General features: G+C 66.4%; 23 protein-coding genes. 4 read left to right on the forward strand and 19 right to left on the reverse strand.

The annotated features are described in order from the left end of the window. Positions 1-7: 7 nt before the first annotated feature. Positions 8-763: a Tat pathway signal protein gene (locus ACN8ZM_RS25175; RefSeq protein WP_420212671.1), complete on the reverse strand. Its 756-nt coding sequence runs from the start codon at positions 761-763 to the stop codon at positions 8-10. A gap of 30 nt (positions 764-793) precedes the next feature. Then, positions 794-1,615, reverse strand: coding sequence for a hypothetical protein (locus ACN8ZM_RS25180; RefSeq protein WP_420211071.1), 822 nt, complete (start codon positions 1,613-1,615; stop codon positions 794-796). 394 nt (positions 1,616-2,009) lie between these two features. Between ACN8ZM_RS25180 and ACN8ZM_RS25185 the strand changes: the two genes are divergently transcribed. Next, positions 2,010-2,333: a cupin domain-containing protein gene (locus ACN8ZM_RS25185; RefSeq protein ID WP_420211072.1), complete on the forward strand. Its 324-nt coding sequence runs from the start codon at positions 2,010-2,012 to the stop codon at positions 2,331-2,333. Positions 2,334-2,461: 128 nt separating this feature from the next. Further along, positions 2,462-3,187, forward strand: coding sequence for a glutathione S-transferase (locus ACN8ZM_RS25190; protein ID WP_043177631.1), 726 nt, complete (start codon positions 2,462-2,464; stop codon positions 3,185-3,187). A gap of 49 nt (positions 3,188-3,236) precedes the next feature. On the opposite strand, the gene ACN8ZM_RS25195 is transcribed toward ACN8ZM_RS25190, so the two are convergent. After that, the gene (locus tag ACN8ZM_RS25195; RefSeq protein WP_420211073.1) at positions 3,237-3,635 is read right to left on the reverse strand and encodes a DUF4440 domain-containing protein; all 399 of its coding nucleotides are present in this window, start codon (positions 3,633-3,635) and stop codon (positions 3,237-3,239) included. Between the two features lie 15 nt (positions 3,636-3,650). Continuing rightward, positions 3,651-5,036, reverse strand: a complete 1,386-nt coding sequence (locus tag ACN8ZM_RS25200; protein WP_043177634.1) for an MFS transporter — start codon at positions 5,034-5,036, stop codon at positions 3,651-3,653. Positions 5,037-5,250: 214 nt separating this feature from the next. Here ACN8ZM_RS25200 and ACN8ZM_RS25205 point away from each other — a divergent pair, with 214 nt between their 5' ends. Further along, positions 5,251-6,165 carry a LysR family transcriptional regulator gene (locus ACN8ZM_RS25205; RefSeq protein ID WP_420211074.1) on the forward strand — a complete coding sequence of 305 codons (915 nt, stop codon included), beginning with the start codon at positions 5,251-5,253 and terminating at the stop codon, positions 6,163-6,165. Between the two features lie 22 nt (positions 6,166-6,187). On the opposite strand, the gene ACN8ZM_RS25210 is transcribed toward ACN8ZM_RS25205, so the two are convergent. The 8 genes from ACN8ZM_RS25210 to ACN8ZM_RS25245 form a co-directional block, all read right to left on the reverse strand. Then, the gene (locus ACN8ZM_RS25210; protein WP_420211075.1) at positions 6,188-9,253 is read right to left on the reverse strand and encodes an efflux RND transporter permease subunit; all 3,066 of its coding nucleotides are present in this window, start codon (positions 9,251-9,253) and stop codon (positions 6,188-6,190) included. Continuing rightward, positions 9,250-10,239: an efflux RND transporter periplasmic adaptor subunit gene (locus tag ACN8ZM_RS25215; protein ID WP_420211076.1), complete on the reverse strand. Its 990-nt coding sequence runs from the start codon at positions 10,237-10,239 to the stop codon at positions 9,250-9,252. Before ACN8ZM_RS25215 ends, ACN8ZM_RS25210 begins: the two co-directional genes overlap by 4 nt. Positions 10,240-10,348: 109 nt before the next feature. Next, positions 10,349-11,761, reverse strand: coding sequence for a TolC family protein (locus ACN8ZM_RS25220; RefSeq protein WP_420211077.1), 1,413 nt, complete (start codon positions 11,759-11,761; stop codon positions 10,349-10,351). A gap of 284 nt (positions 11,762-12,045) precedes the next feature. Then, on the reverse strand, positions 12,046-13,578 hold the full coding sequence (locus tag ACN8ZM_RS25225; protein WP_043177647.1) for an amino acid permease: 1,533 nt from the start codon (positions 13,576-13,578) through the stop codon (positions 12,046-12,048). 102 nt (positions 13,579-13,680) lie between these two features. Then, a complete protein-coding gene (locus tag ACN8ZM_RS25230) occupies positions 13,681-14,145 on the reverse strand; it encodes an Lrp/AsnC family transcriptional regulator (protein WP_043177650.1) in 465 nt (154 codons plus the stop codon). 98 nt (positions 14,146-14,243) lie between these two features. Beyond that, a complete protein-coding gene (locus ACN8ZM_RS25235) occupies positions 14,244-15,002 on the reverse strand; it encodes a dimethylarginine dimethylaminohydrolase family protein (protein ID WP_043177652.1) in 759 nt (252 codons plus the stop codon). A 208-nt stretch (positions 15,003-15,210) separates the two neighbouring features. Then, positions 15,211-16,461, reverse strand: coding sequence for a DUF1479 domain-containing protein (locus ACN8ZM_RS25240; RefSeq protein ID WP_420211078.1), 1,251 nt, complete (start codon positions 16,459-16,461; stop codon positions 15,211-15,213). A 110-nt stretch (positions 16,462-16,571) separates the two neighbouring features. After that, positions 16,572-16,961: a VOC family protein gene (locus tag ACN8ZM_RS25245; RefSeq protein WP_174971955.1), complete on the reverse strand. Its 390-nt coding sequence runs from the start codon at positions 16,959-16,961 to the stop codon at positions 16,572-16,574. Between the two features lie 73 nt (positions 16,962-17,034). Between ACN8ZM_RS25245 and ACN8ZM_RS25250 the strand changes: the two genes are divergently transcribed. Further along, entirely contained in the window at positions 17,035-18,012 is a 978-nt protein-coding gene (locus ACN8ZM_RS25250; protein ID WP_420211079.1) for a helix-turn-helix domain-containing protein, read from the forward strand. Positions 18,013-18,102: 90 nt separating this feature from the next. On the opposite strand, the gene gltA is transcribed toward ACN8ZM_RS25250, so the two are convergent. The 7 genes from gltA to ACN8ZM_RS25285 all read right to left on the reverse strand — a co-directional run bounded on the left by gltA (position 18,103) and on the right by ACN8ZM_RS25285 (position 24,027). Then, complete coding sequence (gltA, locus tag ACN8ZM_RS25255) at positions 18,103-19,404, reverse strand: citrate synthase (RefSeq protein WP_011355741.1); 1,302 nt, start codon at positions 19,402-19,404, stop codon at positions 18,103-18,105. A 52-nt stretch (positions 19,405-19,456) separates the two neighbouring features. Continuing rightward, entirely contained in the window at positions 19,457-19,729 is a 273-nt protein-coding gene (locus tag ACN8ZM_RS25260) for a succinate dehydrogenase assembly factor 2 (RefSeq protein ID WP_011355742.1), read from the reverse strand. 7 nt (positions 19,730-19,736) lie between these two features. After that, positions 19,737-20,438 (reverse strand): succinate dehydrogenase iron-sulfur subunit, encoded by a 702-nt coding sequence (locus ACN8ZM_RS25265; protein WP_011355743.1) that lies wholly within the window; start codon positions 20,436-20,438, stop codon positions 19,737-19,739. Positions 20,439-20,459: 21 nt separating this feature from the next. Further along, the gene (gene sdhA / locus ACN8ZM_RS25270) at positions 20,460-22,238 is read right to left on the reverse strand and encodes a succinate dehydrogenase flavoprotein subunit (protein WP_043177662.1); all 1,779 of its coding nucleotides are present in this window, start codon (positions 22,236-22,238) and stop codon (positions 20,460-20,462) included. 3 nt (positions 22,239-22,241) lie between these two features. After that, complete coding sequence (gene sdhD / locus ACN8ZM_RS25275) at positions 22,242-22,610, reverse strand: succinate dehydrogenase, hydrophobic membrane anchor protein (protein WP_011355745.1); 369 nt, start codon at positions 22,608-22,610, stop codon at positions 22,242-22,244. 4 nt (positions 22,611-22,614) lie between these two features. Beyond that, entirely contained in the window at positions 22,615-23,031 is a 417-nt protein-coding gene (gene sdhC / locus ACN8ZM_RS25280; RefSeq protein WP_034185792.1) for a succinate dehydrogenase, cytochrome b556 subunit, read from the reverse strand. Positions 23,032-23,202: 171 nt separating this feature from the next. Beyond that, positions 23,203-24,027, reverse strand: coding sequence for a GntR family transcriptional regulator (locus tag ACN8ZM_RS25285; protein ID WP_043177665.1), 825 nt, complete (start codon positions 24,025-24,027; stop codon positions 23,203-23,205). Between the last annotated feature and the right edge of the window lie 158 nt (positions 24,028-24,185).

Below are 24,185 nucleotides of genomic sequence, written 5' to 3' on the forward strand. Positions count from 1 at the left end.
GGCGGCTTCAGCCGTTCGGGTATTCGCGGTTGATCAGGTCGAGCCGCAGCATGCCGAGCTGCACGCCGACGTTGTTCAGCAGGTACAGATCACGGCGCCGCAATGCCGGCATCTGCGCGGACGCATCGTAGAGCGACGGCAGCGTCAGCCCTGCCGGCACCGCGGCCTGCATCCCCACGGCATTCGACACGCGCACGGCAATCGACGCCTGATCCGAATGGGTGACGACACCGACGTTGCCGAGTGCCGAGGCCGAGCCAGCCTGCTTGACGATCGCGGCAGCAACACCGTCGGGCGTCGGTATCGGGCTGCCGGCGGCCAGGGCCGGGGTCGCGATCGACGTCACGCCGGCCGTCAGCCCGTATTTCGACGCGAGCACGCTCGCGACCTCCTGCTGCGCGAAGATCCGCACGGCAACCTTCTGGTGCAGCAGGAACACGGCGTCGGCAATCGCCTCGTTCACGGGGCCCGGCACCGGCGCGGCACCGGACGACGCCGCGGCGCGACCGCCGAAGCTGAATGCGGCAATCGTGTTGATGGCCGTGTTCTGGACAGTCGAAGGCGTCCACGAGAAAAACGTATCGAACAGGTAGCCGGTCTCGTCGGTGGCGGCTGCGCGGTCGTTCAGTTCGTTCGTCAGCTTGCCGAGCATCTGGCGTTGCAGTTCGGCGTCTGAAACAGGCGCGTCGCTCGCGAAGGCGGGCGTGCTGGCGGCGCCGGCCGCGGCGAGTGCGGAGGCGAGGAAATGGCGGCGGGTCTGCATGGTCATGGGAATCGGGAGAAAGAAAGTACGTCAGCCCTTCGGGTACGCCTGCATCGTCGCGCCGATCGCGCGGCCGAGCATCTGCGCATACATGTCGTGTACGAGGTACAGGCTGCGGTTGCGCGTCCACGGCTGGCCCGACTGCGGGTCGTAAAGCGTCGGCAACGACACCTCCGCAACCGCGGCCGCCTTCATGCCCGCCTGCTGCGACGTCTGGATGCAGCGCTTCGCGTGATCCCGATGACCAACCACCGCGACGCTGCCCATCGCGGCTGCGCCGCCTGCACGCGACACGGCCTCGGCGGCCACGCCGGCCGTGCTGAGGTATACGATCGAGCCGTCGCTCGCGATCACCGGCTCGATCGACGACAGCACGTCGGTGCCCATCCCGTACTTCGATACGAGAAAGCGCGCGATCTCCCACTGCGCGTACACCTTCACCGGTTTCAGCTGGCGGATGCGATACACGGCATCCGCGAGCGCTTCGTTGACGGGCCCTGGGTCGGGCAACGCGGACTGGTTGCCGCCGGTGCTCGACGTATTGCCGCTCGCCGCGTTCGGGCGATTGCCGAAGCTGTACGCGACGATCGCGCCGATCTGCGCGGCCGGGAACGTCGGCAAGTCCCAAGTAAATCCGACGTCGGTCAGTGCCGGCACGATCGCGTTGACCGTCGCCGCGTCGCCGAGCTGCGTATTCAGCTTCGCGGACATCTGCGCGGCCAGCGCCGCGTCGGTAACGGGCGCCGACGTGACGTCGTCGCCGCCGCACGCGCTCAGCAGCGGCACCGCCGCGACGGCCGGCGCGGCGGCCAGGAATTTTCTGCGTGAAGAAGCCAGCGGATTCAGTTTCATAAGAAATACGAAATGATGCGAATAACGTCGACGAGCTTCCTCGGCGTCGCATTCACGGTCACGGGAAATGGCAATCGGGCGTGTCGCGCAGGTGAGCGACGGACGGCAGTGCTGCAGCGCGAATCGATTCGCTGCGCTTTTGTAGATTGACGAGGCCGGATCGTAGTCGGCGTTTATTAAATTGCGGTGAAGTTCACGATCGAATCCGCACAATCGCGTCGTCGTTTCGCGGATGGACGCCCGCGTTTCACGGATGGCGAGCTCACGCTTGATTCGTTCCACCGGTGGCGATCTTGCGTCCCGCGCGCGCCGTACGACGCCCCCGGCATTTCGCGCTACGATGGCACGACGCAGATGGCCCGATCCCCACGATCCAGACCCGGAGCACACCAGGATGAAGCTCGGCCTGAACGAATCACTCGCCCGCCTCGACGAAGCAGGCACGCTGTTCACGACACTGTTCCACCACGGCACGCTCGACGTCGAGCTGTACCGGCCGCGCATCGAGGACAAGCAGAAGCCGCATACGCGCGACGAGGTTTACGCGATCGCCACCGGCACGTCGCGCTTCGTCATCGACGGTCGCACATGCGAGGTCGCGGCCGGTGACGTGCTGTTCGTCCCCGCACACGTCGAGCACCGCTTCGTCGGCTTCTCCGACGACTTCTCGACCTGGGTGTTCTTCTACGGCCCCGAGGGCGGCGAGCGCGACGCGTAGCGCGCGATGCGCGCGGCACTTTTCCGGCGATCGCCTAGACTGTCTATTCGCAGCGGGCGCCGCGCGACACGCGGCCGCCCGGTCGTCACGATGCCTGTGGCAGCCGGTTCAACGAACGGGAAAACAGCATGCGATACGAACTGTATTACTGGCCCGAGATCCAGGGCCGAGGCGAATATGTGCGGCTCGCACTCGAAGCGGCCGAAGCCGACTATGTCGACGTCGCGCGCGAATCGGGGCGCGGCATGGGCGTGCCGGCGATGATGCGCATGATGGACAGCACGAAGGCGGAATGCGTGCCGTTCGCGCCGCCGTTCCTGAAAGCTGGCGACGTTGTCATCGGGCAGACCGCGAACATCCTGCTGTTTCTCGGCGCGCGGCTCGGGCTCGCGCCCGACGACGAAGCCGGCCGGCTGTGGGTGCACCAGCTTCAGCTGACCGTCGCCGATTTCGTCACCGAGATCCACGACACGCATCATCCGATCGCAAGCGGCCTCTACTACGAGGATCAGCAGGCGGAAGCCGCCGAGCGCGCAGCCGATTTCCTGGAAAACCGGCTGCCGAAATTCCTCGGTTACTTCGAGCGCGTACTCGACCAGAATCCGCACCAGAGCGGCTACCTCGCCGGCAACGCACTCAGCTATGCGGACCTGTCGATGTTCCAGTTGATCGAGGGCCTGCGCTACGCATTTCCGAAGGCGATGAAGCGCGCGGAGCGGAAGATCGCGGCGCTGGTCGCACTGCACGACCGCGTCGCACTGCATCCGCCGGTCGCACACTATCTCGAGTCGGAACGCCGTATTCCGTTCAACGACATGGGCATCTTCCGGCACTATCCGGAGCTGGACAAGTAACGCCGGCCCGGCGTCCGCGCCGCTTCGTGCGCGGCGGCGGACGCCCTCCTCACGCGACGACCGGCGTCTCGTGCAGATAGCGCCACACGATCAGGCCGTCCGCCTCGCGCCGGAATACGGCCGTCGAACGCCGCACCGTGCGCCGCCCCTCCGCATCGGTCTGCGTTTCGCGATAGCCGATCGTCGCACCGTCGGACCATACGGCCAGCCCGCGCAACTCGTCGATCTCGATCGCCAGCCCGGGACGCGCGCCGTGCCCGTTTGAAAACAGCGCATCGACGCCCGCGTAATCGAGCACCGCACCCGACATCGCGATCATCGAAAATCCCGGCGAAAAACGCGCCATCAGCGCCGCGAGCCGCTCGGGTGCAGCACGGCCGGACAACCAGCACTCGATGTCGACAACGGTATCGACGACTTCCTTGAAATATGGATTCGGCAAAGTCATAAGGCTCTCAGGTTCTCAGGAGTGGGATGAAACGGGTTGCGCGGCCGGCGCAGCGTGCGCAGGAAGCCGCGCGATCAGACCGAGCGGCAGCAAGGTCAGCGCGACCGCCAGCCCGAAGCACCAGCGGTACGGCGCGAGCGACGGGCCGCCCGCGTCGAACGCCAGCAACGCATTGAGTGCGCTGCCGAGCACGGCCACGCCGATGCAAAAGCTCAACTGGCGGTTGATGTTCCACAGCGCGCTCGCGTCGCCCATCCGGTCGGCCGGCACGTCGACGAACGCCGCGCTTTGCGACGTGCTCGTGCACAGGCTCGCGCCGAACCCCATCGCCACGAATGCCGCGATGCGAACGGCTTCGACGCCGGCCCACGGCGTCGCGAGCAGTGCGATGCCGACACAGTCGATCGCGATGCCGCACGCGAACAACGGCTTCGCGCCGTGGCGCGGAAAGCAGCGGCGCGTCGTCGCGATCGCGAAGCACGCCGCGATCGCCCACGGCAGCATCAGCGCGCCGGCATGCGCGGCGCTCAATCCGAGCGCGTTCTGCAGATAGAGCGACGCAACGAGGTTGACGCCCGTAAAGATGCCCGGCACGCACAGATAGACCACCACGCCGATCCGCAGCAGCGGCTGCGCGAGCAGGCGCAGGTCGACCACCGGCGACACGGCCCGACGCGCATGCACCGCATAGCCGGCGCCTGCCGCGAGCGCGACGGCCAGCATCGCGAGCGGGAATGCCGCGCCGCCGGGCTGCCCCGCGGCAGTCAGCCCGAGCAGCAACGCGACAAGCGTTGCCGCACTCAGGCCGAGCCCCGGCCAGTCGAGCCGCGGCGGCCGGTCGCGCGCGCCGTCGCGCGGCAGCCATACGAACGCGAGCACGCCGGTCGCGGCCGCGATCGGCAACATAGCGAAGAAGATCGCGCGCCACGACCCGCGATCGACAATGGCACCGCCGATCGCAGGCGACAACGCGGGCACGAGCAGCGCGACCATCATCACGACCGACGTGAGCCGCGCCCGCGCCTGCGGCGGATACGCGCGATAAGCCATCGTCTGCCCGACCGGAATCAGCAGCCCGCCGCCGAGCCCCTGAACCAGCCGCCACGCGAGCAGCATCCCGATCGACGGCGATGCGCCGACGCCGGCGCTGCCGAACCCGAACAGCAGCAGCGATGCAGCGAACACGCGCCGCTCGCCGCAGCGGCGCGCGAGCCACGTGCCGAACGGGATCACGACGGTCAGGCCGAGCACGTACGCGTTGCCGACCCACGCAAGCTGCGCGACCGACGCGTGCAGTTCGCGCTGCAGCGCCGGATACGCGGCGTTCAGCATGAACATGTTCGCGAGATCGATCGCGAAGCCGAGCAGGTAGACGGCGGCGATTCTGGAACGGTCGGTCATGGCGGCGGCAACATCACGAAACGCCGCAGTGTAGAGGCCGGCCGGCCCATCGGTAAGCGGCCGGATTCGACCGGTTTCGTCGAATTTTTTTGACAATCAGGTCACGTCCCGGCAACGCCGCGCAGTCGCGGCCACGCACCGCGCGCCGCACGCGGCCGCACATTCGGGTACCCTTCGAGCGATCCAACGCATAGACAGGACCCACGCCCCAACCATGGTGAGCCTCGATCGTTTCGCCGTCTTCCGTGCCGTGGTCGAGGCCGGGTCGTTCACGGCCGCCGCCACCGCGCTGAACCAGGCGCGGGCGGCCGTCAGTTTCAACATCAAGCAGCTCGAAGCGGAGCTCGGCGTCACGCTGCTCACGCGGACGACCCGGCGTGTCGAGCTGACCGACGCCGGCGAGCGCTTCTACCAGCGCTGCCTGCGCGTGCTCGAAGAAGCCGAAGGCGCGATCGACGAGGTGCGCGGCGAGCATGGCGGCATGCACGGCATCCTGCGCGTGACGTCGACGGTCGAGTATGCGGCGCGCGTCCTCGCGCCGATGCTGCATGCGTTCACCGCGCAACATCCCGCGTTGCGCGTGCGGCTCGAGACGCATACCTCCCAGGCCGATCTCGTGCGCGACCGCTTCGACGTCGCGATCCGGCTCGGACGCGACGAGCACTTTCGCGACCTGCCCTATCGCGGTGTCTGCCTCGCCACCTACGATGTGCTCGCCGTGATGGCACCCGGTCTGCCCGCGAAAGCCGGGCTGCCGCTCCCGGCGTCGCCCGACGACCTGGCCCGCTTGCCGCAGCTCGGCCACAGCCGGCTCGAGCGGATCGCCGAATGGATGCTCACCGATCGCGCGGGCAACGAACATGCGTTTCGACCGGCCCAGAAGCCTCGCATCGTCGTCGACAACGCATCGGTATTGAGCGAACTGGCACGCCAGGGCAGCGGCGTCGCGCTGCTGCCCGAATGGCTCGTACGCGACGATCTCGAGAGCGGCACACTGGTCGACGCACTGCCCGCGTACCGGTTTCCGCAGCAGAACGTCTACGCGCTATACGTCGCAACGCGGCACGTCCCGCAGAAAGTGCGCGCGTGGGTGGATTTCATGAAGGCGCGACTTGCGCGAGCGGACTGACGCAACGTGCGCGCGCGCGGCCCTACCCTTGCGCCCTCCCCGGGCGCCGCCCCGACAGCAACACGCGCAGCAGCGCCGGCAGCACGAGCAGCACGAGCGGCAACTGCACGATCAACCCCGAAATGATCGCGACCGCAAGCGGCTGCTGCATCGCCGAACCCTGCCCGAGTGCAAACGCGAGCGGCAGCAAGGCCAGGATCGCTGCGATCGTCGTCATCGCAATCGGCCGCAACCGGTTGCGGCCGGCCGCCAGCAGCGCCACATCCGGCGCCATACCTTCGTCGCGCACGAGCCCCTGGAATTCCGACACGTAGAAGATCGCCACCTCCGTCACGATGCCGACGATCATCGTCATCCCCATCATGGCGGAGATGTTCAGCTCGATGCCGGTCACCCACAGCCCGACGAACACGGCACCGGTCGCACACAACGGCATCGCCATCACGGCGAGCGCCACGCGGAATCGCTCGTAGAGGAACAGCAGCAGCGCGAACACGAGCGCAACGGCCGCGCCGAACACCGCGATGAGCCCGCGGAAGGCGATCTGCTGTTGCTGATACAGACCGCCCAGCTCGTAATAGACGCCCGGCGGCAACAGGTTCGCATCGCCGAGCGCGCGCTGCACGTCCGCGATCGTCGAACCGAGATCGCGACCGTCGATCCGCGCGGTGACGGACACCATCCGCTTCAGGTTGTCGCGACTGATCTCCGGCTGACCGCTGATGGTGATACGGTCGGTCACGCGGTCGAGCGGAAACAGGTGCCCGTCCGGCGCGCGGATCTGCAACGCGCCCAGCCCCGTGCCGTTCATCCGCATCGCGTCCGCCACCCGCACGCGCACGCCGACCGTCTTCGGACCTTGCTGATACTGCGTCGCGACGCTTCCCTCCAGCAAGTCCGACACCTGCTGCGCGATCGACTGCGGATCCATCCCTTCGGCGGCCGCCGCGTCGGACCGGATATGCAGGTCGAGCGCATCGCCCGCCGGGTTGATGCCGTCGTCGACGTCGACGATGCCCTGAATCTTCCCGATGCGCGCCGCCACACGTCGCGCGGTTGCTTCGAGCACATTCGGATCGTCCGAATAAATCTTGATCTGCACGGGTTGCGGCACCGCGGTCAGGTCGCCGATCAAATCCTCCATCAATTGCGCGAGTTCGATATTCACGCCGGGCACGTTCGTCTCGACCTTCGAACGGATCTCTTCCATCACGGTATCGATCGGCTCGCGCGACCCCGATTTCAGGCGCACGAAGAAGTCTCCCTTGTTCGGTTCGTTGAGATCGCCGCCGAGGCCCGCGCCCGTCCGGCGCGAATACGTCGCGACGTTCGGGTTCTCGCGAATGATCGTTTCCACCTCGCGCATCAGGCGATCGGTCTCGGTGATCGAGGTACCGGGCGCCGTATGGTAGTCGAGCACGAAGCCGCCCTCGTCCATCGACGGCATGAACCCGCTGCCGACGCGCGTGAACGCGAACGCGGCCACGACCAGCAGCGGCACCACGCCCGCGAATGCCAGCCAGGGCTGGCGGCTGACGCGCTCGACGAGCGTCGCATAACGTGTGTTCAGCCAGTGGGCAAAACGCGACTCGCGATGCTCCGCCGCATCGGCCGGCGTCAGCCAGTGATCGCACAGGATCGGAATCGCGAGCCAGCTCACGATGAACGAAATGAACAGCGCGCTCGCCATCGTGATCGACAGCGCCTTGAAGAACGCACCGGTCACGCCCGACAGGAACGCGAGCGGCACGAAAATGATCAGCGTCGCGGCCGACGACCCGGCGAGCGGCCGCGTGAATTCGAGCGCCGCGCTCATCACGCGGCCGTGAAATGCGTGAGCGCCCGCCTCGCGCATGCGTCGCGCGATGTGCTCGATCATCACGATCGCGTCGTCGATCACGAGCCCGACGGCCGCCGCCATCCCGCCGAGCGTCATGATGTTGAAGCCCATCCCGAACACGTCGAGCAGCAGGATCGTCGTGCTCATCACGATCGGCACCAGGGCGACCGCGATCGCGGTGACCTTCCAGTTGCGCAGGAATACGAACAGCGTGAACGCGGCCAGCACGACGCCGATCAGGATCGCGTCGCGCACGCTCGATGCGGATGCGATCACGAGCTGGCTCTGGTCGTACCAGTTCGCGAGACGGACACCCGACGGCATCTGCTTGCGGAAATCGGCGAGCTTCGCGCGGATCGCCGCGGCCATCGCCACACTGTTCGCGCCCGGCTGCTGGAACACGTTGACGAGCACCGCATCCTGTCCGTCCGCTGTCACGCGGATCCATTGCGGGACCGTGCCGCGCGACACCGTCGCGACGTCGCCCACGCGCACCTGGTTGCCGCCCGACGATGCGACGACCGCGTTGCGCAGCGTATCGAGCGACGTGATCGTCGTATCGGCAACGACGAGATACAGCTTGTAGTGATCCTCGATGCGCCCGGTTGCCATCAACACGTTGCCGGCGCCGATCGCCTTCGACACGTCCTCCACCGACAGCTTGTACGCGGCAAGCCGCGCGGGATCGATCGCGACCTGCAGTTCGTCCTGCGCGCCGCCCGTCACCTCGACACGTGCCACGCCGTCGACCGACGACAGCAGCGGCCGCAACTGGAACTGCGCGAGATCGCGCAGTTCGGACAGCGACTGCCGCGACGACGTGAGGCTGTAGGCGAGCACCGGGAACACGGTCGGATCCATCCGCTTCACCTGCATCGTCGTGCCGGCCGGCAGCGACGGCAGGATCTCGGCGATCGCCGACTGCGCCTGCAGCGTCGCCTGCGCCATGTCGGTGCCCCAGTCGAAGTTCAGCGAGATCTCGGCCGAACCGCGGCTCGTTTTCGATTCGACGTCGCGCACGTTCGGCACGCGCCGCAGCGCCTCTTCAACCGGCATGGTCACGAGTGTGGCCATCTGCTCGGCCGGCCGGTCGCCGGCGTCGAGCGACACGACGGCGCGCGGGAACGACACGTTCGGAAACAGCGAGATCGGCAGCCGGAACGCCGTCAGCGCACCGGCAATCGCGAGCAGCGCGACGACGAACAGCAGCGAGCGCCGGTGCCGCTGCATCCATTGCCCGAAGTTCATCGATGCACGCCTCCGGCAAGACGCACGGCCATCCCGTCCTGCAGTTCGTAGTTGCCGGTCACGACGAGCGGCTCGGCCGCATTCAGCGGGCCGTCCACGCCGTAACGGTCGCCGCTTTCGACGCGCACCGCGACATCGACGCGACGTGCCGCCTGCTTCGGCGTCACCTGGAACACGTACGCGCCCTTTGCATCGCGCAGCACCGCCGAGCGCGGCACCACCCACCACGTGCCGGTCTGCGTCGCGATATCGGCGCTCACGCGCGTCCCGGGAATGAACGCGGTGCCGCCGAGCGGCACGTTCGCGCCGACGTTCACGAGCTGGCTCTGCGGATCGATCGACGCGCCCGCGACGACGACCTGCCCCGCCGGATTCGCGTGTTCCAGCGCGGTCGACAACCCGTGCAGCACGACGGCGTCGCCCGCATGAATCGACGCGGCCGACGACGGATCGACGCCGAGCGTGACATTCGCCTGGTGGCTCGACGCGCCGTTGGTCGCCGCAAGCTGCGCGATCGTCGCGCCGGCCTGCAACTGGTCGCCGGGCAGCGCCGACAGTTGCGACACGACGCCCGCGGACGGCGCCGCGATCGTCACGTCGCCGCCATGCACGCCCATCTGCCGCTGCGCGGCCAGCCCCTGCTGCGCATCGTCGAGCGCTTTCTGCGCGGCGGCCAGCTGCGACTGCGTCGCGAGACCGTCGTCGTACAGCGAGCGCGTACGCGCGAGTTCGCCGCGCGCCAGCGTCAATGCACTCGCCGCCTGCGATGCGGCCAGCACCGCGGCGGGATCGGCCTGCACGACGACGAGTGGCGTGCCGCGCGCGACCGTCTGGCCGGGCAGCACGAGAACCTTGCGCAGACGCGCGGTGTACGGCAGGTTCACCGACATCACGCTCGCCGACGACGCGGCGACAATGCCGTACGCACGCACTTGCTGTGAGATCGGCGCACGCTGCACGCGCACGGCTTCAACCGAGGCGGTCACGGGTTCATCGGCACGCGCAGGCCCGGCGCACGGCGCAAGCGCGGCAAGCGCGACGGCGAATGCTGCCGCGCGGCGGCGTGTAAGGCAATTCAGGACGGCTGGCATGAAGTCAACGCTGGGGGGAGTCGGTGGAAAAGGCATCGGGGACGGCACTGCCGAGCAACGCCTGCAGGCCGATGCGTTGCTCGGCGAGCGCATCGCGCTGCGTCGCCACGTCGATCCGCTTCGTCAGCGTGACAAGCTGCGCGTCGGTGTACTGGCCGAGCGCGATATCGTGCGCGGCGTACGCGTGCCCGGCATGCTCGGCGGCCCGTTCGAGCGCGGGCAGCGCAGCCTCGTCCTGCGCAAGCTGCTCCGTCGCGAGACGGGAATCGGCACGCAGGTGCGCGATATCGGCATAGGCGACGTTCAGCCGCGACTGGTATTCGTCGCCCAGCCGCTGGCGGGTTGCCTGCTCGATCGCGACGTTGCCGCGGTTGCGATTGAAGATCGGCAGGCTCAGCGCAATCTGAAAGCCGGTCGTATAAATGCCCGACGTGTCGCGTGCCCGATTGAAGCCGACATTCAGGCTCGGAAACTGGTTCAGGATCGCGGCGCGATATTTCTGCTCCTGCGCGTCGTAGCCGGCCTGCAGCGCGATCAGGTCGGGCCGCCGCTGCGGCAGCGCGGCCACTGCGGCGTCGAGCGTCGCATCGGTCAGCGGCACCGCCCGGTCGGCGCCGGCCAGTCGCAGTTCGACGTCCGGTGCGAGCCCGAGCAGCGCGTTCAGGTCGTGGTGCGTCTGCTCGCGTGCACGCACCATGTCGTCGTATTGCTTGCGCACATCGCTGCAGGCCGTCGACGCGACGCTGACGACGTCATCCGTCACGTTGCCCGCCTGCCGCGCATGCGCGATCCGCTCGTAGCGCGCCGTGTTGAGCGCGCGTGCCTGCGCGAGCAGCGGCAACGTCGCGTCCTCGTAGCGCGCCTTCGTGTACAGCTGCTTCGCCTGCGCGATGACCTGCCACTCCTGCCACAGCAGACCGAGATCGGTCTTGCGCACCGTCGCGTCGGCGGACCGCTTGTTCGCATTGCGCATGACGATCGCCATCACGTCCATGCTCAGGCCGTAGTTGAACGCGCGCTCGAGACCGGCCGCGCCCGGGAAATCGCTCGACACCGACAGTTGCGGATCGGGCAGCAGGCCCGCGGAAAACGCCTGCGCCTGTGCAATCCCGAGATCGTCGCGCGCAAGCTTCAGGTCGGGATTGTTCGCGACCGCGAGCATCGCGATGTCCTCGATGTCGAAGCCATCGGATGGATCGAAGCGATGCGCAGCCAGTTCCGGCAGCGGCATGGCCGCCGGATCGATGCGAATCCGGTTCAGCGCGTCGGTGGTGGTCAGTGTCGCGTGCGGGGTCAACGGTCGCGGGTGGTATGCCGTGCAGCCGCCGAGCACGACGGCACACGACACGGCACCGGCAAGCGCGGCACGCAAACGGCAAGCGGAGAACGACGACGAAGCAAGCGGAGAGCGGAACAACGGTCGCTCCTGAGCGGTTGAACGTGAGAATGGACGCGTCCGCGACAGGTCGAGGCAAACGCGACGCCATTATCCCGACCGCTTGCTTAAGGGCCGATTAAGCAGCCGCCGAACGGGCTGCGAAAGGATTGCGCGGGTGGCGCACGATGGACGAACGCGACATGAAAGCGTCACGCACCCGCACCGAGCGCCAATCCAAAGGGAACCGACAGAAAGCGAGGCACCCCGGGCACGCGAGATGCCGGGCGAGCGCATTGAACGCCCGGCAGCGTACGTGCCATCGCTCAGTTGCCGCGCCCGGGCCGGCTCGCCCCCGCATCGACCGCCTCGACCGAACGCGTCAGCCACGGCCCGATGTCCATCTCTTCGTAGCGCACGAGCCGGCTCTTGCGCGCGCGGCGATACGCCCACCAGATCGCGACGAACAGCGGAATCCACACGTAGATCGACAGCACTTCCATCCAGTCGATGCGGGCCGCGAAGAACGCCTGATAGTCCTGCCCGAGCGAGATCACGATGCAGATCGCGATCGCGAACAGCGGCCCGAACGGGAACCATTTCGCGCGGTACGGCAGTTGATCGAGCCGGTAGCCCTGCTTCAGGAAGCCCTTGCGGAACCGGTAATGGCACACGGCGATGCCGAGCCACGCGATGAAGCCCGTGATGCCAACCGTATTCAGCAGCCACAGATAGATGCTCTGGTTGTTGGTCAACGACGTGAGGAAGCACAGCCCGCCGACGGCCATCGTCGCGTACAGCGCGTTGCGCGGCACGCCGCCCGGCGACAGCGTCGCGAACATCGCGGGTGCGCGCCCTTCCGCGGCGAGGTTGTACAGCATCCGCGTCGCCGCGTAGGTGCCGGAATTGCCGGCCGACAGCACGGCCGTCAGGATCACGAGATTCATCGCGCCGGCCGCGAGCCGGAAACCCGCATGGCTGAACACCAGCGTGAACGGACTCACGCCGATGTCGGTCACGTCGCTCTTCAACAGGTTCGGGTCCGTGTACGGCACGAGCAGGCCGATCACGAAGATCGCGAACACGTAGAACAGCATGATCCGCCAGAAGATCTGCTTCACCGCGCGCGGGATCGTCTGGCGCGGATTCTCCGATTCGCCGGCCGTGATCCCGACCAGTTCGGTGCCGAGAAACGAGAAGCCCGCGATCAGCGCGACGCTCATCATCGCGTGCACGCCGCCGACGAACGGCGCGTCGCCGGTCGTGAAGTTGCGCAGGCCGACCGGATGCCCGTTCCCGATCAGGCCGGCGGCGATCAGCAGCCCGGCCGCGATGAACGCGACCACGGTGACGACCTTGATCAACGAGAACCAGTATTCCGATTCGCCGAAGCCACGCACCGACAGCGTATTCAGCAGGAAGATCAGCACGAGAAAGCCCGCGCCCCACCAGATGCCAGGTAGGGTTGGAAACCAGTAGCGCATCACGATCTGCGCGGCGACCAGCTCGATCGCGATCGTCACGGCCCAGCTGTACCAGTAGGTCCAGCCGAGCGCGACGCCGAAGCCTTCGTCGACGTACTTCTCGCCGTAGATCGCAAACGAACCCGATACCGGCATCAGCGCGGCCATCTCGCCGAGGCCCGTGACGACGAAGTACACCATCAGCCCGATCGCGATGTACGCGGCGATCGCACCGCCCGGCCCCGCCTGCGCGACCGACGCCCCCGACGCGACGAACAGCCCCGTGCCGATCGAGCCGCCGATCGCGATCATCGCGATGTGGCGGCCCTGCAGACGACGCTTCAGCGTCGTTCCGGACGGCGCGGCCGTCTCCGCTGCCGCTTGCAAAGCATCCATAGTGTTCACCCTGATTGGATTCGGGGCGGGCGATTTGATTCGGAATGCGAATCGCCCAACCCGGTCATTCGCGTTGAAACCGGCCCTTTCCGGCCGGCTGCCTCACACGACGCTGCGCTTGATCGCCTGCAGTTCGGCCGTCGTCACGATCTTCTCGATCCGGAACCGCGGGCTTTCCAGCCACGCGTTCGCGATCCGCCGGTACTCGTCGAGATCCTCGCACGCGAGCCGCACGAGGAAATCGAACGTGCCGCTGACGAGCCAGCAATCGAGCACGGCCGGATTCGCCCGCATTTCGTCCTCGAACGGTGCCTGCGAACGCCCGTGGTCGGCCAGCGTGATCTGCGCGATCACGACGATCGGCTTGGTTGCGCGCGGCGCCTTGATCACCGCGCGGTACCCTTCGATCACGCCGAGCGCCTCGAGCCGCTCCACGCGCGCCTGGCACGGCCGCGGCGTGAGGTTCACGAGCTCCGACAGCTTCCGGTAGGAAATCCGCCCGTCGGTGCGCAGGATGTCGAGGATCCGGAGATCGATCTTGTCGAGCTGCATCTTCTTGTCGGTCATCCGCGTTCGCTCCGGTCGGGTCGTGGCTGGTGCGCGGAACGTCTCCGGTTCCGCGCGGGGGCCACATTATCCGGCCGAAGCGGCCGCGCGCCAATCGGCTAGAACCGCAGCGACAGGCAGGTCAGCCCGCCGTCCATCTTGCGGAACTCGCTCGTGTCGATCACGTGCAGCGGCAGCCCGAGCGATGCGATCGCATCGTGCACGCGCGGGTAGCCGGCCGGGGTGATCAGCGTGCCGTTCACGCGCAGCGTGTTGCCCGCGTATTCGTCGGCGGCCGAGATCGCGATCCGGCGATAGTCGGCGAACGCCGGATGCGCGGCCAGCGCTTCGGTCACGAGCAGCGTGTCGTCGCCGAGCGCGTTGACGACCGACTTGAGATGCAGGCCGGCGCCCACCGGCACCGCGACGACCGAATAGCCGTAGCGCGACACCAGCGATTCGAACGCGGCGATGCCTGCGGCGTCGGTGCGGCCCGTCAGGCCGATGTAGAAGCGCTTGCCGACCTGCATCACGTCGCCGCCGTCGAGGCGGCCGTCCTGCATCGGCAGCAGGTCGCGATGCGCGGCCAGTGCCGCTTCGATATGCACCGTCTCGCCGCGTCGCGCGGGCGCACCGGGGCGCGTGATCACCGCGAATTCCGGCGTCACGACCGCGGTGTCCTCGACGAAGTGCGAATCGGGAAACGCGTCCAGCGGCGGCAGTTCGGTCAGCTCGACGCCGAGCGTGCGCAGCGCTTCGCAGTAAGCGTGAAACTGCGTGAGCGTCTTGTCGTAGTCAGGCGCGCCGAGCTCGGCGGTGGTCAGGCCCGCGCCACAGGACGGCGCGGGGCGGCGAACGATCGCTTGCGTGAATTGCATCGACTCCTCCATGGTCAGCGCCACTCCCGTGCTTCTACGGGGCGGCTGCGTTGTGTCCGGACCATTATCGGAAGCCAAATTGCGCAATTCGCGTCGATTTCGGCGGTGCCGACAGCCGATTGCGTCGAATTGCACGCGGCACGCAGCGGATTCGGCAAACGGCCGTTCACCGTCCGGCGAACGGCCGCCTTCGCCTGCGGTGCGCCGGCTACACGCCCGGCCCGAAACCCATCTGCGAACGGCCGAGTGCCGTGAGATCGCCCTCCCCGCCGCGACCGTCGAATTCGACCTCGAAATGGTCGGCCGGAAAATCGGGCGGGCTCTCGCCGCGCAGGAACGCAGCCCGCTGGCGCTGCAGGTACGCGTCGTTCTTCGCGCAACCGGGCGCGGCCGCGATGTACATCACGTTGCTGTCGCCATTGCCGCGATGCGCATCCTCGACCGCATGCACGACGTTGCCATGCCAGAACACCGCGTCGCCCGGCTCCATGTGCGGGATCGGCACCAGTGCGTCGAGCAGCAGCGCGTGCCATTCGGGCCGGATCGACAGCGCGCGGCCGGGACGCGCGCCGCACAGGTCGTCGTCGGCGACATCGTCCTGCAGCGCGCGCAGCACGACGTAGGCCATCGCGTTCGCGACCGGGATCAACTGCAGCGTACCGTCGCCGGGCCCCTGCGGCGTCAGCGCGGTCCAGCCCTGGAACGTGCGGAACATCGAGCACACGGCTGGCGACGGGATCTCCTCGACGTCCGGACGAAACGCCGCATCGAACGGGTCGTAATCGCGCCAGCGACCGGCCAGCACGTGACGGTAGACCTGGCGGAAATTCGCGCCGAGCCAGCGTTCGACGGAGCCGCCGTCGACGTGCGGCGACAGCCCGAGCGACGTCGAGCCGGGCGGGCGGCGGCGAATCCGGTCCGCATAGGCCGGCACCTGATCGGGATCGAAGTGCGTACGCCCGCCTTCCGCGTGCCGCCACAGGCGGTTCAGGAACACGCGTGCCTGGGTCAGCGCCAGAGACTGGCGCGCAGCCACTTGCGGCTTCGACCAGTAGACGCCGTAGATCTGCGGCTTGCCCGACGCGAGATTGCCGAAATAGCGGTCTTCGGCACGTGCGTGCAGCCGCTCGGCGAAGCGGTTCGCGCCCAGGTACGCGCCGATCTCGTCGTTCCAGTCGCGCGCCTGCTGCGCATCGAATACACCGCGAATCACGACCGCGCCATGCGTGCGGATCGCGGCAACCGCGTGCGGATCGACGGTCCCGCCCGCGATGTCCGCGAACGGCACCACCGGAATCACGTCATGGCCATGCGCATGCGTGCGGCGAATCGCGTCGACCTGCCGCGCAATGTCGCCCTCCAGTTCGCGGAACGTGGCCGCATAACCGGGCAGGTCGACGCGCAGCCCCCTTTTCGCCGCGCGAATCGCGGCAGGCAGGTCGCCAATCGTCAGTTGCATCGTGGTCTCCTCGCTGACAGGTGTCGTGATGTGCTGTCAGCGTACGGCCGGTGCGCGACCGCCATCACCTCTATCCGGCCAACTATCGATACAATCCTGACAATCGTGCATCACTCGGGACGATGGCAGACCACGCAGAGCTTGTTGCCGTCCGGATCGCGGAAATAGGCGCCGTAGTAGTCGCGGTGATAGTCCGGCCGCAGGCCCGGCGGCCCTTCGCAGGTGCCGCCGTGGCGCAGCGCGAGCGCGTGGCAGCGATCGACGTGCGCACGCGTCGGTGCAACGAAAGCGATCGTGTGGCCATTGCCCGGTTCGGGCGCACGGCCGTCGAGCGGCTGGCCGAAGAAGAACAGCGGCCGGTCGGCGTCGGCCGGCATCCAGCCCGACCAGCCGTCCGGTTCGCGGAATTTCAGGCGCAGCCCGAGTTCCGCGAACAGCGGCGCGTAGAAATCGTAGGCGCGCGCGGTGTCGGTCACACCCACGCAAACATGTGAAAACATCGCATCGCTCCGTCGTGACGAATGCTCACGATCATGCCACGGCGCGATGCCCGCCCTCGCCCGGAGGCCGCTGATGAAACCGCAGTACGAGCACGTGACGTTCGCCCCCGGCTGTTCGATCCGCGTGTATCACCGCCAGCTCGCCCGCATTCCGTTCGAATGGCATCGCCATCCCGAATACGAACTGACGCTGACGCTCAACAGCCGCGGCCAGCGCTTCATCGGCGATCACGTCGCGCGCTACGCGGACGACGACCTGGTGCTCGTGCCGCCCAACCTGCCACATACCTGGTCGTCGAACGCACGCATCGATCGCGATGCGCCCGAAGTCGCGCTCGTCATCTGGTTCGACGGCGACTGGGTGCGGCGGCTGGCCGACTGTTGTCCCGAATACGCGCCGCTGCGCTCGCTGCTGCGGCGTGCCGCACCGGGCCTGCGCTTCGATGCGGACGCGGCCCGCGCGATGCGCGCGCGGCTGCCGCAGCTGCTCGATCCGTCGCCGCGCACGCGGCTCGCGGCCGCGCTCGACACGCTCGCCGATCTCGCGGACGCCGGCGGCGAACCGCTCGCCACCGCACACGCATACGACCGCGCCGACGGCACGGCACCGCACGCCGACACGGCCGCCCCCGAAGCCGAACGCCTCGATCGCGTGCTCGACGCAATCGACCGGCACTTCCACCAACCGCTGCGCGTCGACACGCTCGCCGCCGCCGCGCACATGTCCGAACGCACGCTGCAGCGCCTGTTCGTCCGGCATCTCGGCGAAAGCGTCGGCCGCTACGTGCAGCGGCTGCGGCTCGCGCATGCGTGCCGTCATCTCGTCGGCACCGACTGGCCGATCGCGACCGTGGCCGCGCGCTGCGGCATTCCGAATGCCGCGAACTTCAACCGCCAGTTCCTCGCCGCGCGCGGGATGACGCCCGGCGCATACCGGCAGTTCTTCGTGCAGCACGGTCACGCGCCCGATGACGATGCCCCCGCGCTCGACACGCGCCCGCCGTCGCTGGAACACCGCGCCGGCCCGGGCGAACCCCGGCCGCACAAATGAAAACACCCCGACGGGATGACCCGTCGGGGTGTCATGGCGTTGCGATCGCCCGACGCGAGCGGCCTGCCGGCCGTTCGCGCCGCGCACGACTTAACGTGCGTTGAGCGGCTTCGCTTCGCGCGGCGTATCGCCGATGAACAGCTGACGCGGACGACCGATCTTCTGCTCCGGATCGCCGATCATTTCGTTCCACTGTGCGATCCAGCCGACCGTACGTGCCATCGCGAAGATACACGTGAACATCGACGTCGGGATGCCCAGCGCGCGCTGGACGATGCCCGAGTAGAAGTCGACGTTCGGGTACAGCTTGCGCGACACGAAGTATTCGTCTTCCAGCGCGATCTTCTCGAGCTGCATCGCGAGCTTGAACAGCGGGTCGTCGTGCAGGCCCAGTTCGTTCAGCACTTCGTAGCACGTTTCGCGCATCAGCTTCGCACGCGGGTCGTAGTTCTTGTACACGCGGTGACCGAAGCCCATCAGCTTCACGCCCGAATTCTTGTCCTTCACCTGCTTGATGAATTCGGGGATGTTGTCCGGCGAACCGATCTGCTCGAGCATGTTCAGCGCGGCTTCGTTCGCACCACCGTGCGCCGGGCCCCACAGACATGCGATACCGGCCGCGATACACGCGAACGGGTTCGCGCCCGACGAACCGGCCAGGCGGACGGTCGACGTCGATGCGTTCTGCTCGTGATCGGCGTGCAGGATCAGGATACGGTCGAGTGCGCGGACGAGCACGTCGTTGACCTTGTACTCTTCGCACGGGTTCGAGAACATCATGTGCATGAAGTTCGCGCTGTACGACAGCGAGTTCTTCGGATACACGAACGGCTGACCGATGCTGTACTTGTACGCCATCGCGACGAGCGTCGGCAGCTTCGCGATCATGCGGATCGCCGACACTTCACGGTGACGCGGATCGTTGATGTCGAGCGAGTCGTGGTAGAACGCGGACAGCGCGCCGACTGCGGCGACCAGGATCGCCATCGGGTGCGCGTCGCGGCGGAAGCCACGGAAGAAGAAGTGCATCTGCTCGTGCACCATCGTGTGCTTCGTGACGGTGTCGACGAATTCCTTCTTCTGCGCTGCGTTCGGCAGCTCGCCCTTCAGCAGCAGGTAGCAGCTTTCGAGGAAGTCCGCGTTTTGCGCGAGGTTGTCGATCGGGTAGCCGCGGTACAGCAGCTCGCCCTTGTCGCCGTCGATGTACGTGATCGCCGAATTACAAGCTGCCGTCGACATGAAGCCCGGGTCGTACGTGAACTTGCCGGTCTGGCCGTACAGCTTGCGGATGTCGATTACGTCCGGGCCCATCGTGCCCTTGTAGATCGGCAGTTCGACGCTCGGCGAGTTGTCGCTGAACGATAGCGTGGCTTTAACATCAGACGGAGTCATGGCACATCCTCAATCGAAAATAGAAACGGGATTCGATAACGGGCGTAACGCGTTACACGTTGCGCAGCATCTCCAACAGCCGGTGAATGTCCGGGCTGTCTAGGTCGCCTTCTGGTTCCTTGCGCGCGAGGAGCAAGTCCATCAGGTCGTTGTCGCTCAGATCGAGCAGGCGCGACAACGCGCCTACGTCTGCATCGGTGAGGTCATGCTCGTATCTGCTGAAGAAACGCTCGAAGATGATGTCGTTTTCCAGCAGACCCCGCCGCGCACGCCAGCGGAGGCGTGCGCGACGGTGCGGGTCGGATTGATGCGAATCGTCGCTCATCTCGACCTTAAACCGCGCGGCGGACCATCAGTTCCTTGATCTTGCCGATCGCCTTCGTCGGGTTCAGGCCCTTCGGGCAAACGTCGACGCAGTTCATGATCGTGTGGCAACGGAACAGACGGTACGGGTCTTCCAGGTTGTCGAGACGCTCGCCGGTGGCCGTGTCACGGCTGTCCGCGATGAAGCGGTAAGCCTGCAGCAGGCCGGCCGGGCCGACGAACTTGTCCGGGTTCCACCAGAAGCTCGGGCACGACGTCGAGCAGCTCGCACACAGAATGCACTCGTACACGCCGTCGAGCTCGTCGCGCTCTTCCGGCGACTGGAGGCGTTCCTTCTCCGGCGGCGGCGCGTCGTTGATCAGGTACGGCTTGATCGAGTGGTACTGGTTGAAGAAGTGCGTCATGTCGACGATCAGGTCGCGCACGACGGGCAGGCCCGGCAGCGGACGCAGCACGATCTTCTGCGGCAGGTCGTTCAGGTTCGTCAGGCACGCGAGACCGTTCTTGCCGTTGATGTTCATCGCGTCCGAACCGCACACGCCTTCGCGGCACGAACGGCGGAACGACAGCGTCTCGTCGACGGCCTTCAGCTTGACCAGTGCGTCGAGCAGCATGCGCTCGTGCTCGAGCTCCAGCTCGTACGTCTGCATGCGCGGCGCTGCGTCCTTGTCCGGATCGTAGCGGTAGACTTCAAAAATGCGTTTTGCCATTTCGGATTCCTTTGACTCGGCTTAGAACGTGCGCGGCTTCGGCGGCACGGATTCGACCGTCAGCGGCTTCATTTGAACCGGCTTGTAGTCGAGGCGATCGCCTTCGCTGTACCACAGCGTGTGGCGCAGCCAGTTGTCGTCGTCGCGGTGTTCGTAGTCGCTGTGGGCGTGTGCGCCACGGCTTTCCTTACGTGCTTCCGCCGACACCATCGTTGCGCGAGCAACTTCGATCAGGTTCTCCAGCTCGAGCGCTTCGACGCGCGCGGTGTTGAACACCTTCGACTTGTCCTTCAGGTGGATGTTTTCCACGCGTGCCTTCAGGCCGGCCATCTCGTCGACGCCTTCCTTCAGCAGTTTCGACGTGCGGAACACGCCTGCGTGCTTCTGCATCGTCGAGCGGATGTCGTTCGCGACGTCCTGCGTGTATTCGCCCGAGGTCGACTTGTCGAGCTTCGCCAGACGCGCCAGCGAGAATTCGCCTGCATCGGCCGGCAGCGGCTTGTGTTCCTTCTGGTTCTTCACGTGCTCGACGATGTGGTTGCCGGCCGCACGGCCGAACACCACGAGGTCCAGCAGCGAGTTCGTGCCGAGGCGGTTCGCGCCGTGCACGGACACGCACGAGCATTCGCCCACTGCGTAGAAGCCGTTGACCGGATCCTTGTGACCGCCGCGCGACGTGCCGACGACCTGACCGTGGATGTTGGTCGGGATGCCGCCCATCTGGTAGTGGATCGTCGGGACGACCGGGATCGGTTCCTTGATCGCGTCGACGTTCGCGAACTTCAGCGCGATTTCGCGGATCGACGGCAGACGCTTCATGATCGTCTCGGCGCCGATGTGCGACAGGTCGAGCAGCACGTGATCCTTGTTCGGACCCACGCCACGGCCTTCCTTGATTTCCTGGTCCATCGAACGCGACACGAAGTCACGCGGCGCCAGATCCTTCAGCGTCGGCGCGTAGCGCTCCATGAAACGCTCGCCGTTCGCGTTGCGCAGGATACCGCCTTCGCCGCGCACGCCTTCGGTGATCAGCACGCCCGCGCCGGCCACGCCGGTCGGGTGGAACTGCCAGAACTCCATGTCCTGCAGTGCGATGCCCGAACGCGCAGCCATGCCGAGGCCGTCGCCGGTGTTGATGAACGCGTTGGTCGATGCCGCGAAGATCCGGCCTGCGCCGCCCGTCGCGAACAACGTGGTCTTGCCTTCCATGATGTAGACGTCACCCGTCTCCATCTCGAGGGCCGTCACGCCGAGCACGTCGCCTTCCGCGTCGCGGATCAGGTCGAGCGCCATCCATTCGACGAAGAACTGCGTCTTCGCTTCGACGTTCTGCTGGTACAGCGTGTGCAGCAGCGCGTGACCGGTACGGTCGGCGGCCGCGCATGCGCGCTGGACCGGCTTCTCGCCGTAGTTCGCGGTGTGGCCGCCGAACGGGCGCTGGTAGATCGTGCCGTCCGCGTTACGGTCGAACGGCATGCCGAAGTGCTCGAGTTCGTACACGACGTTCGGCGCTTCACGGCACATGAATTCGATCGCGTCCTGGTCGCCGAGCCAGTCGGAGCCCTTGATCGTGTCGTAGAAGTGGAAGTGCCAGTTGTCTTCGCTCATGTTGCCGAGCGACGCGCCGATACCGCCCTGCGCGGCCACCGTGTGCGAACGGGTCGGGAACACCTTCGACAGCACGCCGACCGACAGGCCCGCGCGCGACAGTTGCAGCGCTGCGCGCAAGCCGGAGCCGCCCGCGCCGACGATCACCACGTCGAACTTGCGACGCGGGAGGTTAGATTTGATTGCAGCCATTCTTTACACTCTCCAGAGAATCTGCGCGGCGTAGCCCGCACATGCGAGCAGCCAGACGATGGTCAGCGATTGCAGCAGCAGGCGCACACCGACGGGCTTCACGTAGTCCATCCAGATGTCGCGCACGCCGACCCATGCGTGGTAGAAGAGGGAAAGCAGCATCACGAAGGTCGCGAGCTTCATCCATTGCGCGGCGAAGATCGAGGCCCAGCCTTCGTACGAGAAATCGTGCGCGCCGAAGAACAGGACGAGCAGGATGACCGTGTAGACCGCCATGATCGTGGCGGTGATGCGTTGCGCGAGCCAGTCGCGCAGGCCGTAGTGCGCGCCGACGACGAGGCGCTTCGAGCCGATTCGGTTATTGGCTGCCATTTTCTTAGAATGCTCCGAACAGTTTGAGTGCCATGGCGATCGTCAGGGCGATCGAGACGACAAAGACGACGACTGCCGTCCGCTTGCCGCCTTCCTTCGTGACGGCGTCGTGATTGACGTCCATCAGCAGGTGGCGAATGCCGGCGCAGAAATGGTGGAAGAAGGCCCACGACAGTGCGAGGACGATCAGCTTGACGATGATGTTGGAGAGGAAAGCCTTGAAGACTTCGAAGCTGAGCTCGGACGTGAGGCTCTGGTCGAAGAGGAACAGCAGGAACGGCAGGAACAAGAACAGCAGCGCGCCGCTGACTCGATGGAGAATCGACAATATCGCTGCCAGCGGCATGCGATATTTCATCGTGATATCGCCAAATCCGATGTTCCGGTATTCCGGCCTCGGCTTTCTTACTGCATCAGTCATGCTAGACCCCTACTATGTTGTCACACTAATCCGCGATTTTAGCGCCTTTTTATATCGCGCTGCAGCGAAAGTCTGCTCTGGATAGTTGCGCGAACAAGAACAAAAGGCGGCCCGAAACGTGCTTCGCGAACGTGGGGAACGCGAACGCACTCGGCTTGAGCCGATACACCGTCAACTCAAGTCATTCTGATAGTAGTACCCGGTTGTGACATACCAGCCGCGACGCACTTCCACTGGCCGGTCTCCGTATGTATAGGACACGCGCTCGACCGACAGCAAAGGAAAACCCGCCGGCACGTGCAGCAGGTCGGCCACCGCCGGCTCCGCCGCGACCGCGCGGATCTTTTCCGTCGCGCGGATCATCCGCGTGCCGAACTCCGTCTCGAACATCGCGTAGAGCGGCCCCTTGTACTCGCTCAGCCGCTCGAACGTCAGGCCGCGGAACATCGCGCCCGGCAGCCAGATCTCGTCGAGCACCGTCACTTCCTTCTCGAACTCCAGCAGACGGCGCACCTGCACGACGGGATCGGCCGGCTTCAGGTCGAGCTGCCGCGCGATCTCGGCCGGCGCGCGCAGGCGCCGGCATTCGAGCAGGCGGCTCACGTGCGGATGCTCGGCACCGTCGTCGGCCAGCAGGCGGAGGAAGCGGAACTGCGCGCGATCCTCATTGTGCGTTGCAACAAAAGTACCCTTGCCCTGCCGCCGGACCACGAGGTTTTCGGCGGCCAGCTCGTCGATCGCCTTGCGGACGGTGCCCTGGCTGACCTTGTAGCGGGCCGCGAGCTCCACCTCGCTCGGGATGATCTCGCCCGGCTTCCATTCACCGGATTCGAGACTTTGCGTGATCAATGACTTAATCTGCTGGTATAACGGGCTGAACGTCGGCGACGGCGGCGCCGCAGGCGAAGGTGCGGGATCGCTCGCGCCCGGCTGCCCTGGGCCGCCTGCGCCAGTCTGATTCGCGGTATTCGCCTGGTTCGATGTCATGGCGCGCATTTCATCACAAACCGCACTTTTAAGTCCACTCAATTTCCGCAAAACATCTGTCTTATATAAGACATATGATACCGTTTGACTTTGAGCCGGACGGCTCCTACACTCCGGGTCGAGCAAGGGTTCGCGGGTGCAAAAGCGCGTCCCCGGCTACGTGCCAC

The sequence above is a fragment of the Burkholderia aenigmatica genome (genome assembly GCF_048627025.1).
Taxonomy (GTDB): Bacteria; Pseudomonadota; Gammaproteobacteria; order Burkholderiales; family Burkholderiaceae; genus Burkholderia; species Burkholderia aenigmatica.